We start from the raw sequence: 14976 nt of genomic DNA, 5'->3' as shown, positions 1-14976 counted from the left end.
TCCAGCAGCTCTTTGGGGATTTTGGGCAGGTCACGCAAGGGTTTCTTTTTGGTTGGCATACATGCACCTCTTACTCATGTTATGCCCGAACACAAAATTTCTGACACCCTCACTGGCCGTGGCCGACAATTACTCGCAGTCGTTTCAGTCGAGCCAGCCACAGACGCGCTCGGTAAGCGCCTTGTCTGCCTTGCAGGGCGAAACGGTCGACTTGGAACTGGCCGATGCCATCGGCCTTGCCCTGCGCGATAACCGCGCCATCCGCAGCGCCTATCTGGAGCGTGTGACACAGAAGTTCGACTTGCGCGTGGCCCGTGACCAGTTCGCTCCACAGCTTTCGTTGAAAGCGCGCTATCTAGGCAATCGTACTCACGCCGATCGCATGCGTCAGGCCCAGCTTACCCCCTCTGCCAGCTTGCTTACCCCCTACGGTACTCGCATTGGTCTCGACTGGACTTACGACCATGCCCGTACAGGCAGGGCGGGGCGCCAGTACCGCGATGGGGCCAACCTGATGATCATCCAGCCCCTGCTGCGCGGTGCTGGACGCGATATCACCAGTGCGCCGCTGCGCTAGGCGCAGCTGGCCGAACAGCTCAACCGGTTGGCGCTCAGGGACGAAGTAGCCCAGGTCATTACCCGGACCGTCACCCAGTACCGTGACCTGCTGCGCGCCCAGGAGCGCCTGCGCATTACTGAAGATGCCCTGGCGCGTGCGCGACGCTGGGTGCAAGTGAACCTGGCACTGATCGCCGCCGGGCGCATGCCGGCGTTCGAGGTTGTCCAGGCCGAAGCCGAGGTCGCCAGCCAGGAGTTGGCCCGTGAGGGGAGTCGCAACCGGCTATACCAGAGCCGCCTGGCGTTGGCACAGGTGTTGGCGGTGGACTTGGCGACGCCGCTTCGAGCCGTGGAGCGTGTGCGCGCGGAGCAGCAGCCGTTAAGCATCGAGCAAGCAATGGCGCGGGCCGAAATGTTACAACCGGCTTATCTGATGCAGCAGGTTGCCGGAGAACAGGCCACCATTGCCCTTCAGGTGGCGCGTGATGCGCAGTGGTGGGACTTGTCCTTGGTCGGCGGAGCCAGCCAGTCGCGCGAGCGGCCAGCAGACAGGGTTGCCTGGGAGCAGTACCTGGGGTTGGAACTGGTTATCCCGATTGGCGATCTGAGTCGCCGCCAATCCTTGGTGCAGGCTGAAGTAGCGGTGCAAATCCAGCGGCTGAGCCTGGCCGAATCCCACCAGCAGTTGCAGCGGGATGTCAGCAGTGCGGTTCGTGACCTGGAGGCAGGCTGGCGGCAGCTGGGGATCGCCGATCGCGCGCTTGAGCTTTCACGGCGCAAGCTTGAGATCGAGCAGGAGAAACTTGCAGCCGGGCGTTCCAGCAACTTCCAAGTGCTGAGTTTCGAAAGCGATCTGCGCCAGGCACAGAGTACGCAACTCGATACCACAATCGACTACCTGGATGCTCAGGTAGTGCTGGATCAGGTGCTAGGCACGACGCTGGAGCGTTGGGATGTGGCGCTCCATGACTAGGTGGGCATGGTGTTTGGCAGTCTTGGGGTTGTCAGCCCTGTTGGCCGTTCTGTTCTGGCAGGCCTGGCCCGAGAGCGAGCGGCCAGCCGCACCGCGTTGGGTGTGTGTCGAGCCGCAGTTGATCGAGCAGCGTCTGGGGCTTGTGGGCAGGCTACAAGCGGCGCGCCGGGAAACCGTGAGCGCACCCTTCGACGGTGTCGTGGCGGCAGTGCTGGCACGGGAAGGGCAGCGTGTGGAGAAGGGACAATCGTTGTTCAGGCTAGACACGACCCAGCTGGATATTCAACTGCGTGAGGCCGAGGCCGAACGCCTCAGAACGGCGGAGCAACTGCGTCAGTTACGTGGCTGGCAAAGCGGGCCCGAAGTGGCGAGAAGCCAGCGTGCACTGGGGGCCGCTCGTACGGCGGTGGCGGTCAGCACGGCGAGCCTGGCTGAAACCCGGCGCCTGTTCGAGCGGGGTATCGTCGCCCGCATCGAAGTCGAAAGCCTTGAGCAGTTGCTGCAGGCGCAGCGCCAAGCCTTGAAAGACGCCGAGCAGGAATTATTGCTGACGCGCGCACAAGGTCGAGAGGACGCGCTGTTGATCGTCGAGATGGCACAGGCCAACGCGCAAGCGCGCTGGCAGGCATTGACGTTGACCCGACAGCGCAAGGAGATCAAGGCGCCCTTCACCGGTGTACTGGCGGGCGTGCGACACAGCGAGGGTAGCGCCGCCCGGCAGGTGCAAGCTGGTCAAGCGATGATTCAGGGGATGCCGATGATCACGCTGCTCGACCTCGAACACTTGCAGGTGGCGACCAGAGTACAAGAGCACGACTTGCGCCTGGTTGGCGAAGGCCAGGCGGTCGAAGCCGTCATTGCAGGCCAGCACTTTGCAGGCGTGATCGAACACATCGGTCTGCAGGCCCGTGACGACACAGGGCCGGTTGCCTGGTATGACGTACGGGTGCGCCTGAATCTGCCCGCAGCGCCTGCGCAACTCGGGTTGCGCCTCGGCATGAGTGCAGAGCTGACCGTAGTGGTGCGGCGTCAGGAGCAGGCCATGGTGCTACCCGTCGAGGCGCCGCGCGAGGATGAGGCAGGCGAGACCTATGTGGTTTATCGCGAGCAGGACGGGCAACCGCCGCGCAGGGTTCATGTGACGCCTGGCGCAGTGCTGTCGCAAGGGGTCGAGGTCGACGGGCTGGGGGCGGGCCTGGTGCTGCTACCCTGAGCATCAGGGTAGCCAGCGGCGGCTTCACTCGGCCGGGTGATCGCGCAGGAACACCAGGTGATCCGGCTTGGACTGTTCGGCACTGTAGTAGTAGCCCTGCACGTCGAACTGCTTGAGCTGCTGCGGATCGTTGACCCGTTCCTGGATCACGAAGCGGCTCATCATGCCGCGGGCCTTCTTGGCGTAGAAGCTGATGATCTTGTACTGGCCGTTCTTCAAGTCCTTGAAGTCGACGTTGATCACCCGGCCCTTGAGCGCGTTGCGCTTCACCGCGCTGAAGTATTCGTTGCTGGCCAGGTTGAGCAGCAGGTCGTCGCCTTGCTCGGCCAGCGCCTGGTTCAGCCATTCGCTGATGCGCGTGCCCCAGAAGGCATACAGGTCCTTGCCACGGGCATTGGCCAGCTTGGTGCCCATTTCCAGGCGGTAGGGCTGCATCAGGTCCAGCGGGCGCAGCAGGCCGTACAGGCCGGAGAGCATGCGCAGGTGCTCCTGGGCATAGCTGAAGTCGTCCTCGCTGAGGGTTTCTGCATCCAGGCCGGTGTATACGTCGCCTTTGAACGCCAGCAGCGCCTGCTTGGCGTTGGCCGGGGTGAAGTCCGGCGTCCAGCTGCCGAAACGCGCGGCATTAAGGCCGGCAAGCTTGTCGGACAGGTGCATCAGTTCGCTGATCTGCGCTGGCGACAGGTCGCGCAGCTGGAGGATCAGTTCCTGGGAATCGTCCAGGTATTGCGGCAAGGTGAAGCGCTCGGTCACCGGCGGGGTGTCGTAGTCGAGGGTCTTGGCGGGGGAAATCACCGTCAGCATCGGTTCGGCTCCTGGAATCGTTGGCGGCAATTCTACGGGGTGGGGGGAACAAGTCCAAACTATGGCGACGATAGTCACAGACCATCGGCCAGGCAGGCGCTATAGTGCGCGTTTTGCCGTCACGGAGAGAGCGATCGTGCGCATTGCCGGGGCCTTGCTGGCCACCTTGTTGAGCCTTGCCGCCCAGGCCGCCCCCATGCCCCCGGCCAGCCTGGACCGCAGCCAGTGGCCCGAGCAGCTGGACAGCCCGGTGCTGTTCGACGTCGCCTCGCGGGCCGAGATTCTGTCGTTTGCCCAGGTGCTGCATGAAAGCGAGCTGCTCGACGATGGTGCACTGGCTGCGCGTTTGGGGTTGCGGCAGATCAACCTGCAGAAGATTCGCGCTGTGCGCGCGCAGATGTGGCAGCGTTTGTGGCAGGGTTACCAGCAGGCTCAGCGCAGTTGCGAGCAGGATGCCTCGTTCTGCTATCTGCTTGAGTCTATGGCCGACTTGCGCACTAGAGCGGCGACTTTCGCTACCGATGTCGGCACGTTCTATACCGGTTGGGTCGAGCCTAGTCATCAGTTCCATGTGCGTTATCTGGATGAGCAACTGCGCAAGGCGGCGTTGCTGCCGCAGACCAGCAGTGAGGTCGAGCGCCTGTCCAGCCGCGAGCGCAATGGCGATGAACTGAACGACCGCATGTTCCTGCTGAGCTTCGTCGGTGGCCCGGGGCCCGAGGGGGGTAGCACCGATGAACTCACCCGGTACCTGCGCAAGCAGAAGCTGCAGGGCACCTTCTTTGTCTTGGGCAATCGCCTTGAGCAGCGGCGCGACAGCGGCGCGGCCAATGCCCTGGCCCAGCTCTACGCCGGCCAATGCGTGGGTATCCAGGGCTGGGAATATCGCTCCCATGCCCAGTGGCAGGGCTGGCAGGACTCGATCAAGCGCGCCCAGGCGCGGGTCCAGGCTGACCTGCCCAATCAATATGTACCGCTGTTCCGTCCGCCCTATGGGCAGCGCCGGGCGGACGGCGAAGCGTTCATGGCCAGCCAGCAGCTGCGGGTTTCGCTGTGGGATATCGACGCTCAGGATGATGGCCCACTGACTGCCGAAGCGTCGGCCCAGCGGGTGGTGACCTTGATGCTGTTATGGCGCAAGGGGGTGATCCAGTTCCATGACAGCCTGCCCAAGGCGCAGTCGGCGGTCGAGTGGTTGCTTCACAACACGGTGCAAAGCGGGATCGGCTGGGAGGACTGCCGCGATTACGCTTATCGCGAATAGAGGGTATGACTTTTGACTGTAGTCTCGTCTGGCGTTGCCGCCAAGCGCTCTTCGTCAATCGGAAAAATAAACTTCAAAATCTCGTAAAAATGCTTTTTTTGGTCATCGTTTTTGCGGTATGAAGAAACCAGACAGCCGATTCCTGCAGCACAGGTGGCGTCATCCAGGCCCACCTTGCCAGGTACGCTTCCCGCCCGTAGCAACGCGGATACGGGGAGAACGGCGGTCACTCTGCGGCACCACAGAGCGTGCCGTGTGGCTTCGACATAAGGTGACCGAGTATGGATGACCAAGGACGCAACCCTTCCTCCAGCAAGCCAATCCTCTATGTGCTCGATACCAACGTCCTGATTCACGACCCTAACGCATTACTCAACTTCGAGGAGCATCACGTCGCCATTCCGATGACGGTGCTGGAGGAACTCGACAAGCTCAAGACCGGTAAACAGACCATCGCCGCCGAATGTCGCCAGGCCATCCGCCTGATCGACCAGACCCTCGGTGACGCTTCGCCCAGCGATGTCGAGCAGGGCGTGCCGATCCAGCGTGGCAAGAGCGGGCCCAAGGGGTACCTGTCGATCCTGATGAGCCCGCGCAACGAGCCCAGCAAACTGCTGCCGGAAAACCTCAACGACAACATCATCATCAACACCCTGTTCGAAGTCCGTAGCCGGCGCACCGACCTGGACGTGGTGCTGGTCACCAAAGACATCAACATGCGCCTGAAGGCGCGTGCCTGTGGGATCGCGGCCGAAGACTACAGCACCGACCAGCTGGTCGACGACGTCTCCTTGCTGTCCAAGGGCTATCACTCGGTCACCGGCTCGTTCTGGGACCGCGTCAGCAAGGTCGATACCCGCCAGGAGCGTGGCCGCACCTGGCATCGAGTGCAGATGATCGACAACCTGCCGGCCGTGCATATCAACGAGTTCATCATTGACGAGCAAGGTTTTGTCGGTTGGGTAAAAGGCATTCGCAACGATGAACTGCTATTGCTCGACCTGCACCAGGAGCCCTTGCTGCACCAGGAAGCCTGGGGCCTGAAACCACGCGACATTCATCAGAGCCTGGCGCTGTTCGCCTTGCTCGACCCGGATATCCACCTGGTCAACCTGACCGGCGCTGCCGGCTCCGGCAAGACCATCCTGGCCTTGGCCGCGGCCATCGAGCAGACCATGGTCAGCAAGCGCTACCGGCGCATCATCGCCACCCGCAGCGTGCAGGGGCTGGACCAGGAGATCGGCTTCCTGCCGGGCACCGAGGCGGAGAAGATGGAGCCTTGGCTGGGCGCCATTACCGACAACCTCGAAGCCTTGCACATGGACGATGAAAGCACCCATGGCAGCGTCGAGTACATCCTCGAACGCGTGCCGCTGCAGTTCAAGTCGCTGAACTACATCCGTGGGCGCAGCTTCCAGCAGAGCCTGATTCTGATCGACGAGTGCCAGAACCTCACGCCGCACCAGATGAAAACCATCATCACCCGCGCTGGCTCCGGCTCCAAAGTGGTGTGCCTGGGCAACCTGGCGCAGATCGACACGCCCTACCTGTCCGCGACCAGCTCGGGCCTGACCTACCTGACCGAGCGCTTCAAGGACTTCCCCCATGGCGTGCACATCACCCTGCAGGGTGTACCACGTTCGGTGCTGGCCGAGTACGCCGAGTCTCACCTGTAACCCACACAGCCGGGTGGCTCGCCGCCCGGCTTTTTTCCGCTGCGCAATCCTGACCCACGGGTTTACACTCTCTGTTCCCTTCACAGGAGCAGAGCAGTGCTGACTCATCTTGATTCCCAGGGGCGCGCCAACATGGTCGACGTCACTGAAAAGGCCGTGACCGAGCGCGAGGCCGTGGCCGAGGCGCGGGTGCGCATGTTGCCGCAGACTTTGCAGATGATCGTTGACGGTGAGCATCCCAAGGGCGATGTGTTCGCCGTGGCGCGCATTGCTGGCATTCAGGCGGCAAAGAAGACCAGTGACCTGATCCCGCTGTGCCATCCGCTGATGCTGACCAGCGTCAAGGTCGAACTGAGCGCCGAAGGCCAGGACGCGGTGCGCATCGTCGCGCGCTGCAAGCTGGCCGGGCAGACTGGCGTCGAGATGGAAGCGCTGACCGCCGCCAGCGTCGCTGCGCTGACGATCTACGACATGTGCAAGGCGGTGGACAAAGGCATGGTCATCGAGCAGGTGCGTCTGCTGGAAAAGGTCGGTGGCAAGAGCGGCCACTACAAGGTGGAGGCGTGATGAAGGTCAAGGTGATGTATTTCGCCCGTTACCGCGAACTGCTGGGCGTCGATGCCGAGCGCCTGGAAGGTGAGTTCAAGGTGGTCGACGATGTGCGCCAGGCCTTGGTGGCCAAGGGCGGTCAGTACGCGGTGCTGGCCGAACAGAACCTCATGAGTGCGCGCAACGAGGAGCTGTGCAAGCTCGACGAGCCACTGGAAGAAGGCGATGAAGTGGCGTTCTTCCCGCCGGTGACCGGAGGCTGAACATGGCAGTGCGAGTGCAACACGGGGCGTTCGACCCGGGGGCCGAGGTCAATGCCATGCATGCGGCCAATGTCGGCGTCGGTGCCGTGGTCGGTTTTGTCGGCTATGTGCGCGATTTCAACGATGGCCGGGAAGTGGCGGGGATGTTCCTCGAGCATTACCCGGGCATGACCGAGAAGGCCCTGGCCAAGATCGTGGTCGAGGCCGAGCAGCGCTGGCCGTTGCTCAAGGTGGAGGTGCTGCACCGCATCGGTGCGCTGGAGCCGGGTGAGCCGATCGTCTTTGTTGGCGTCGCCAGTGCCCATCGGCAGGCGGCGTTCGATGCCTGCAACTTCATCATGGACTACCTGAAGACCCGGGCTCCGTTCTGGAAGAAGGAAAATACCCAGGACGGGCCGAGGTGGGTGGAAGGCAAGCAGAGTGACCAGGATGCGGCGGGGCGCTGGTAGTTGACGCAGCCTTGAGCCGGCTGGTTCAACTGCCTGTTTTTATCCTGCTCCATGCTCGGGTACGGATACGTTCGGCAGCATGTGGCAGTGCTTTCAATGGAAATAGCCTGTTCATGACCCCGGGCGATGGCTGGTCCAGGCGGTTGGCTTGGACGGTCGGCTCCAGTAATGCTCTTGAGGTTGTATTGGCGTTCGGGTATCCGAGATAAGTCGAGTTGATGGTGGCGACATCGGCACCTATCAAATGATCGATCAATGCCAGGCTGGCTCGCGGGTTGGTCGCATCCTTGAGCATTACCAGGTTTTCCGTCCAGATAGGCGCGCCTTCCTTGGGAATGAGATAGCGTAGATCGCGCTTGATACCGTTCTCCTCAAGGATCCGCCTGGCATCATGAATGCCCCCGCTCCAGGTGATCACGGCGCATAACTCACCATTGATCAGGTCTGTTACGAACTTGCTCGAATCGAAGTAACGTACATGCGGGCGGATCTTCATCAGCAGCGCCTGAGCTTGCGCGTAATGCTCCGGTATTTCGCTGTTATCCGGCAAACCCAGATAATGCAAGGCAATCGGCATGATTTCCCCTGCGGAGTCGAGCATGGCTACGCCACACTCGCTCAGTTTCGCTATGTTTTCTTCCTTGAATATCAGGTCCCAGGAGTCGACTGGTGCTTCATCTCCGAGCACCCGAGCCACCAACTCTGCGTTGTATCCGATGCCGGTGGTGCCAATCAGATAGGGAACGGCATACTGGTTGCCAGGGTCATTGGCCTGCAGTTTATCCAGCACATCTGGATCCAGGTGCTGCCAGTTCTTTAGCTTGCTGGTGTCGAGCTTTTGCAAGGCGCCTGCGCTGATCAAAGATGGCAATGCATGGTCAGTGGTCATCGTGAGGTCATAGCCGCTGCTGCCCGTCATGACTTTGGCAAGCATGATCTCGATGCTGGCGAATGTATCGAGGATCGTCCGTGTTCCTGTCTGCCGTTCGAATGTTCGCAGGGTTTGTGGGTCGATCAACTGGTACCAGTTGTAAAAACGAACTGTGTCTGATGCAGCATTGGTCTGGGCGCAAGTCAGGGCAGCGACCACCGCCAGAACGCGTGAGAACAGGGCGAGACGATGTTGCTTCATGGCGGCTTCAGCAGGCTGATGAGGAGCCGCTGACTATCACCAAATCACTGGTGGTCTATAAGGCGTGAACTTTTCCCTGTGAAAGGGGCGGCGCCAGCGAAAGGCTGCATGGGGGACCGGCACAGAAAGACTGCGCCGGTAATCCGCACTGACTCAATGATGCTTGCGCGGCACCGGCTTGAGCAGCTCATCCGGCGGCATCTCGCACTTGATCTTGCGCCCCAGCAATTCCTCGATCGCTGGTAGCTGGTACGAATCATCCTCACCGGCAAAGCTGATCGACACACCGCTGCTACCCGCACGGCCCGTACGGCCAATGCGGTGCACGTAGTCGTCCGGGTCTTCCGGCAGGGTGAAGTTGATCACGTGGCTGATGCCGTCGATGTGAATCCCGCGCCCGGCCACATCGGTGGCCACCAGCACGGTGATGCGCCCTTCACGGAAGTTCTCCAGGGTGCGAATCCGCTTGTGCTGCGGCACGTCACCGGACAACTGCGCGGCATTGATACCGTCGCGCACGAGCTTTTCCTCGATACGCCGTACCTCGTCCTTGCGGTTGGCAAACACCATCACCCGTTCCCACTTGTTCTGGGTCACCAGGTTGTACAGCAACTTGTACTTGTCGCTGCCGGCCACCGCGTACACGTGTTGCTCGACCGTTTCGCTGGCGACGTTCTCCGGCTCGATCTCGACGATCGCCGGGTTGGTGGTCCACTGCTTGGCCAGGTTCATCACGTCTTCGGTGAAGGTGGCGGAGAACAGCAGGGTCTGGCGTTCGCTTTTCGGTGGGGTCTGGCGGATGATCTGCCGGACCTGGGGGATGAAACCCATGTCGAGCATGCGGTCGGCTTCATCCAGCACCATCACCTCGACCATGTCCAGGTGTACCTCGCCGCGCTGGTTGAAGTCCAGCAGACGGCCTGGGGTGGCCACCAGGATGTCGCAATGACGGGCTTCCAGGGCCTTGAGCTGCTTGTCGAAGTCCATGCCACCGACGAAGCTCATCACGTTCAGGCCGGTGTACTTGGTCAGGGCGACGGCGTCCTTGGCGATCTGCACCACCAGCTCGCGGGTTGGCGCGATGATCAGCGCGCGCGGCTCGCCCATGTAGCGCTCTTTCGGCGGCGGCGTCTGCTGCAGCTGGGAAATGATCGAAATCAGGAACGCCGCCGTCTTGCCGGTACCGGTCTGGGCGCGGCCGATGGCGTCCTGGCCAGCCAGGGTGTAACCCAGTACCTGCGCCTGGATCGGCGTGCAGTAAGGGAAACCGAGGTCGTGGATGGCGTGCATCAGCTCGTTGGAGAGCTTGAAGTCGTGGAAGCGGGTCTTGCCTTCCTGCGGCTCGACCACGAAATCTTCCGGCTTCCACAGGCTCGCCTGGGGCTTGGGCTTGCGTTCGCGGCGTGGTTTGTCCTTGGCCGGCTTGTCGGCAGGCGCTGCGGCATCGGCGGGTGCTTCTGCCTTGGCGGCGGGCTTGGCGCGGGGCGCGGCCGGTTTCGGTTCGGGCCGGGCCTCTGCAGTGGGGGCGGGCGCCGTTGGCGTCACGCTGGCAGCAGGAGCGACGGCCGTTGGCGCGGCGTCTCCTTTGCCGAATATTTTCTTGAGTGCCTTGAGCACGATCGTCTCATCAACTGGTTAAGGAATGTACGCCGGGCAGTGTAATGCAAGATCTGGGCGCGGCGTAGCGGAAAACTCCCACAACTACAGGTGGGGTTGGCTTATTGCAATTGCTTGCTCAGCCAGTCGTGGATATCGCTCAGTTCCTCGACCACCACCTCGTGCTCCATCGGGTATTCGTGCCAGCGTGCGGCGACACCCCAGGTGTTGAGGTATTCGAATGCGGTACGGCCCATGGACGGAATCACCACCGGGTCGTGCACGCCGTGCAGGCACAGGGCCGGGGTGCGTTGCTGGCAGGCGCTCAGCTGGTGGCTGTCAGTGAAGGTCGGGGCGTAGGTGGACAGGGCGATCACCCCGCCCAGTGCTTCCTGCCACTTTATATAGGCAGTGTGCAGCACCACCGCGCCGCCCTGGGAAAAACCGGCGAGGAAGATCCGCGACAGGTTGATGCCCTTGGCCTGTTCGGCCTTGATCAGGCCGATGATCTGCTCGGCTGACGCTTCCAGCTGTGTTTCGTCGATGGCGCGGGCCGGGGTCATGGCCTTGATGTCGTACCAGCTGGGCATGGCGTAGCCGCCGTTAATGGTCACTGGGCGGGTCGGCGCCTGGGGCATCACGAAACGGGTACTGGTCAGGCGTTCCTGCATGAATTCGGCAACAGGTAGGAAGTCGTAACGGTCGGCACCCAAACCGTGCAACCAGATCACACAGGCGTCAGCGGTTTTCTGGGGTTCGAGAATCAGCGGGTTGGTCATGACTGCTCCGAAAGAGTGCGGGTCTTGTTATGGCGTGCGTGAAAAGAAGGCGCTGCAATTGATTGTCAGAAAAAGAATGTCGCAACGATACAACTTTCCCTACTTGACGATCGCTTAAACGCTACAGCCAACAAATCTGGTACGCGCTTTGCAATTCTTCATTCGATGCAAAGGGCAGGCCGTGACGGTAACACCCTTTGCACGCGAAGGCTGTCACAGAACAGCCCATTGCGCCAATTGACCCAAGAACAAGCCAACACGGGTCGGATGCGCCTCAAAAGGGTGCGGTGCAATTCCGGCTCGTACAACAAGAGCAATTTGGAGGTTGTGAATGAAGATGTTGAAAACCACCCTGGCAGTCCTGACCGCTGCCGCTGCACTGGGCGCCGTGAGCACCGCCCAGGCCGGCGCCACCCTCGATGCGGTAAAGAAGAAGGGCTTCGTCCAGTGTGGCGTGAGCGACGGTCTTCCTGGCTTCTCGGTACCTGACAAGGAAGGCAAGATCGTCGGCATCGACGCCGATGTCTGCCGCGCCGTGGCCGCCGCCGTGTTCGGCGACGCGACCAAGGTCAAGTTCAGCCAGCTCAACGCCAAGGAGCGCTTCACCGCGCTGCAGTCGGGCGAAGTCGACGTGCTGTCGCGCAACACCACCTGGACCAGCTCGCGCGATGCCGGCATGGGCCTGGTGTTCGCTGGCGTCACCTACTATGACGGCGTTGGCTTCCTGGTCAACAAGAAGCTCGGCGTTTCCAGCGCGAAGGAACTCGACGGCGCGACCATCTGCATCCAGGCCGGTACCACCACCGAACTGAACGTTTCGGACTTCTTCCGTGCCAATGGCCTGAAGTACACCCCGATCACCTTCGACACCTCCGACGAAAGCGCCAAGTCGCTGGAGTCCGGCCGTTGCGACGTGCTGACCTCGGACAAGTCGCAGCTGTTCGCCCAGCGCTCCAAGCTGGCCGCGCCGACCGACTACGTGGTGCTGCCGGAAACCATCTCCAAGGAGCCACTCGGCCCGGTGGTGCGTAAAGGCGACGAAGACTGGTTCAGCATCGTCAAGTGGACCCTGTTCGCCATGCTCAACGCTGAAGAGGCCGGCATCACCTCGAAGAACGTCGAGGCCGAGGCCAAGTCCACCAAGAACCCGGACGTCGCCCGCCTGCTGGGCGCTGACGGTGAATATGGCAAGGACCTCAAGCTGCCCAAAGACTGGGTAGTGCAGATCGTCAAGCAAGTCGGCAACTACGGCGAAGTGTTCGAGAAGAACCTGGGCCAGAACACCGACCTGAAGATCGACCGTGGCATGAACGCCCTGTGGAACAACGGCGGCATCCAGTACGCGCCACCTGTGCGCTGATGGCTGCACCCTGCGGCGGCATCCCGCCGCCGCAGGTTGTTCGAATCCCTATTTTTCGGGGCACTTCATGCAAAATCAAATTGGCGCACCCAAGGGGCTTTCCCTGAACGACCCGCGTGTGCGCGCCTGGCTGTTCCAGATTCTTACGATCGCCTTCGTGGTTGGCCTGGGCTGGTATCTGTTCCACAACACCCAGACCAACCTGCAACACCGCGGTATCACCTCGGGTTTCGACTTCCTCGAGCGTAGCGCCGGCTTCGGCATCGCCCAGCACCTGATTCCCTACGTGGAATCCGACAGCTATGCGCGTGTGTTCGTCATCGGCCTGCTCAATACCCTGCTGGTGACGTTCATTGGCGTGATCCTGGCGACCGTGCTCGGTTTCGTCATCGGCGTGGCGCGGCTGTCGCCAAACTGGATGATCAGCAAGCTGGCGACCGTGTATGTGGAAACCTTCCGCAACATTCCGCCGCTGCTGCAGATCCTGTTCTGGTACTTCGCGGTGTTCCTGACCCTGCCGGGACCCAGGGGCAGCATCAACATCAATGACCTGTTCTTCATCAGCAACCGTGGCCTGAACATGCCCGGTGCCTCGATGGCCGATGGCTTCTGGCCGTTCGTGGTGGCCCTGGTGCTGGCGCTGGTGGCGATCGTGGTGATGGTGCGTTATGCCAACAAACGCTTCGATGCGACCGGCGAGCCGTTCCACAAGTTCTGGGTGGGGCTGGCGCTGTTCATTGCCATTCCCGGCGCCTGCGCGCTGCTGTTCGGCAGCCCGGTGCATTGGGAGGTGCCGCAGCTCAAGGGCTTCAACTTCGTCGGCGGCTGGGTGTTGATCCCCGAACTGCTGGCGCTGACCCTGGCGTTGACCATCTATACGGCGGCATTCATTGCCGAGATCGTGCGCTCGGGCATTCGCTCGGTGAGCCATGGCCAGACCGAAGCGGCCCACTCGCTTGGCCTGCGCGACGGCCCGACCCTGCGCAAGGTGATCATCCCCCAGGCACTGCGGGTGATCATTCCGCCGCTGACCAGCCAATACCTGAACCTGGCGAAGAACTCGTCGCTGGCGGCCGGTATCGGCTACCCGGAGATGGTTTCGCTGTTCGCCGGTACCGTGCTCAACCAGACCGGCCAGGCCATCGAGGTGATTGCCATCACCATGAGTGTCTATCTCGCCATCAGCATCAGCATTTCGCTGCTGATGAACTGGTACAACAAGCGCATCGCGCTGATCGAGCGGTGAGGATACGCCCGTGAATGCTCATGTTTTCAAACCCGACATGCCGCCTCCGGTGAAAACCGTCGGCGTGCTCGCATGGATGCGTGCAAACCTGTTCTCCAGCTGGCTCAACACCCTGCTGACCCTGTTCGCCGTGTACCTGGTGTGGCTGATCGTGCCGCCGTTGGTGCATTGGGCGTTGATCGACGCCAACTGGGTCGGCACCACCCGCGCCGACTGCACCCAGTCGGGCGCCTGCTGGGTGTTCGTGCAGCAGCGCTTTGGCCAGTTCATGTATGGCTACTACCCGGTCGAGTTGCGCTGGCGCGTGGACCTGACGGTATGGCTGGCCGTGCTCGGCGCGGCGCCGCTGTTCATCAAACGCTTCCCGCGCAAGGCGATCTACGGCCTGGGCTTCCTGGTGTTGTACCCGGTCCTCGCCTACACCTTGCTGCACGGTGGCCTGCTCGGCCTGAGCAACGTCGCCACCAGCCAGTGGGGCGGGTTGATGCTGACCCTTGTGATCGCCACCGTGGGCATCGTCGGCGCCTTGCCACTGGGCATCCTGCTGGCCCTTGGGCGGCGCTCGCGGATGCCGGCGGTGAAGGTGGTCTGCGTGACCTTCATCGAGTTCTGGCGTGGCGTGCCGCTGATCACCGTGTTGTTCATGTCGTCGGTGATGCTGCCGTTGTTCCTGCCAGAAGGCATGAGCTTCGACAAGCTGCTGCGGGCGATGATCGGGGTGATCCTGTTCCAGTCGGCGTATGTCGCCGAGGTGGTCCGCGGTGGCATGCAGGCCATCCCCAAGGGCCAGTACGAAGCCGCTGCGGCCATGGGCCTGGGCTACTGGCGCTCGATGGGCCTGGTGATTCTGCCGCAGGCGCTCAAGCTGGTGATCCCCGGCATCGTCAACACCTTCATCGCGCTGTTCAAGGACACCAGCCTGGTGATCATCATCGGCCTGTTCGACCTGCTCAACAGCGTCAAGCAAGCCGCCGCTGACCCGGCCTGGCTGGGCATGGCCACCGAGGGCTATGTGTTTGCCGCCCTGGTGTTCTGGATTTTCTGTTTCGGTATGTCCCGCTACTCCATGCACCTGGAGCGCAAGCTGGACACTGGCCACAAGCGTTAGGAGTTT

The 14976-nt window shown here is 61.8% G+C and carries 15 protein-coding genes and 1 pseudogene; 11 read left to right on the top strand and 5 right to left on the bottom strand.

Annotated features, from left to right (window positions below; genetic code table 11):
• The 3 genes and pseudogenes from ABE528_RS16705 to ABE528_RS16695 form a co-directional block, all read left to right on the top strand.
• Positions 1–577, top strand: a pseudogene (locus ABE528_RS16705) (hypothetical protein); the annotation flags it as partial.
• Between the two features lie 6 nt (positions 578–583).
• Positions 584–1531 (top strand): TolC family protein, encoded by a 948-nt coding sequence (locus tag ABE528_RS16700; RefSeq protein ID WP_346653537.1) that lies wholly within the window; start codon positions 584–586, stop codon positions 1529–1531.
• Positions 1532–1553: 22 nt separating this feature from the next.
• Positions 1554–2744, top strand: a complete 1191-nt coding sequence (locus tag ABE528_RS16695; protein WP_346653531.1) for an efflux RND transporter periplasmic adaptor subunit — start codon at positions 1554–1556, stop codon at positions 2742–2744.
• A gap of 24 nt (positions 2745–2768) precedes the next feature.
• Here ABE528_RS16695 and yaaA read toward each other — a convergent pair whose 3' ends face one another.
• The gene (gene yaaA, locus ABE528_RS16690) at positions 2769–3548 is read right to left on the bottom strand and encodes a peroxide stress protein YaaA (protein ID WP_346653530.1); all 780 of its coding nucleotides are present in this window, start codon (positions 3546–3548) and stop codon (positions 2769–2771) included.
• A 136-nt stretch (positions 3549–3684) separates the two neighbouring features.
• Here yaaA and ABE528_RS16685 point away from each other — a divergent pair, with 136 nt between their 5' ends.
• Positions 3685–4812, top strand: coding sequence for a polysaccharide deacetylase family protein (locus ABE528_RS16685; protein WP_346653529.1), 1128 nt, complete (start codon positions 3685–3687; stop codon positions 4810–4812).
• On the opposite strand, the gene ABE528_RS16680 is transcribed toward ABE528_RS16685, so the two are convergent.
• Positions 4800–5042: a hypothetical protein gene (locus tag ABE528_RS16680; RefSeq protein WP_152954840.1), complete on the bottom strand. Its 243-nt coding sequence runs from the start codon at positions 5040–5042 to the stop codon at positions 4800–4802. The two genes, ABE528_RS16685 and ABE528_RS16680, sit on opposite strands and share 13 nt — an antisense overlap.
• A gap of 51 nt (positions 5043–5093) precedes the next feature.
• Here ABE528_RS16680 and ABE528_RS16675 point away from each other — a divergent pair, with 51 nt between their 5' ends.
• The 4 genes from ABE528_RS16675 (at position 5094) to moaE (ending at position 7749) form a co-directional block, all read left to right on the top strand.
• Entirely contained in the window at positions 5094–6488 is a 1395-nt protein-coding gene (locus ABE528_RS16675) for a PhoH family protein (protein ID WP_152954838.1), read from the top strand.
• Positions 6489–6584: 96 nt separating this feature from the next.
• On the top strand, positions 6585–7055 hold the full coding sequence (moaC, locus tag ABE528_RS16670) for a cyclic pyranopterin monophosphate synthase MoaC (RefSeq protein WP_085675049.1): 471 nt from the start codon (positions 6585–6587) through the stop codon (positions 7053–7055).
• Positions 7055–7300, top strand: coding sequence for a molybdopterin converting factor subunit 1 (moaD, locus tag ABE528_RS16665; RefSeq protein WP_099815833.1), 246 nt, complete (start codon positions 7055–7057; stop codon positions 7298–7300). The genes moaC and moaD overlap by 1 nt, the downstream gene beginning before the upstream one ends.
• Before the next feature lie 2 nt (positions 7301–7302).
• Positions 7303–7749: a molybdopterin synthase catalytic subunit MoaE gene (gene moaE, locus ABE528_RS16660; protein ID WP_060508587.1), complete on the top strand. Its 447-nt coding sequence runs from the start codon at positions 7303–7305 to the stop codon at positions 7747–7749.
• A gap of 25 nt (positions 7750–7774) precedes the next feature.
• Here moaE and ABE528_RS16655 read toward each other — a convergent pair whose 3' ends face one another.
• The 3 genes from ABE528_RS16655 to ABE528_RS16645 all read right to left on the bottom strand — a co-directional run bounded on the left by ABE528_RS16655 (position 7775) and on the right by ABE528_RS16645 (position 11256).
• The gene (locus tag ABE528_RS16655; RefSeq protein ID WP_346653528.1) at positions 7775–8881 is read right to left on the bottom strand and encodes an extracellular solute-binding protein; all 1107 of its coding nucleotides are present in this window, start codon (positions 8879–8881) and stop codon (positions 7775–7777) included.
• A gap of 153 nt (positions 8882–9034) precedes the next feature.
• Positions 9035–10498, bottom strand: a complete 1464-nt coding sequence (gene rhlB, locus ABE528_RS16650; protein ID WP_346653527.1) for an ATP-dependent RNA helicase RhlB — start codon at positions 10496–10498, stop codon at positions 9035–9037.
• 101 nt (positions 10499–10599) lie between these two features.
• On the bottom strand, positions 10600–11256 hold the full coding sequence (locus ABE528_RS16645; protein ID WP_152954836.1) for an alpha/beta fold hydrolase: 657 nt from the start codon (positions 11254–11256) through the stop codon (positions 10600–10602).
• 331 nt (positions 11257–11587) lie between these two features.
• Between ABE528_RS16645 and ABE528_RS16640 the strand changes: the two genes are divergently transcribed.
• The 3 genes from ABE528_RS16640 to ABE528_RS16630 all read left to right on the top strand — a co-directional run bounded on the left by ABE528_RS16640 (position 11588) and on the right by ABE528_RS16630 (position 14970).
• A complete protein-coding gene (locus ABE528_RS16640) occupies positions 11588–12616 on the top strand; it encodes an amino acid ABC transporter substrate-binding protein (RefSeq protein ID WP_346653526.1) in 1029 nt (342 codons plus the stop codon).
• A 67-nt stretch (positions 12617–12683) separates the two neighbouring features.
• The gene (locus ABE528_RS16635; RefSeq protein WP_152954832.1) at positions 12684–13862 is read left to right on the top strand and encodes an amino acid ABC transporter permease; all 1179 of its coding nucleotides are present in this window, start codon (positions 12684–12686) and stop codon (positions 13860–13862) included.
• A gap of 10 nt (positions 13863–13872) precedes the next feature.
• Positions 13873–14970, top strand: a complete 1098-nt coding sequence (locus tag ABE528_RS16630) for an amino acid ABC transporter permease (protein WP_346653525.1) — start codon at positions 13873–13875, stop codon at positions 14968–14970.
• The last annotated feature ends 6 nt before the right edge of the window (positions 14971–14976 follow it).

The sequence above is a fragment of the Pseudomonas sp. TWI628 genome (genome assembly GCF_039673865.1).
Classification (GTDB): domain Bacteria; phylum Pseudomonadota; class Gammaproteobacteria; order Pseudomonadales; family Pseudomonadaceae; genus Aquipseudomonas.
The sequence above is the reverse complement of the archived record's forward strand: the minus strand, read 5'-3'. Positions and strand labels throughout refer to the sequence as shown.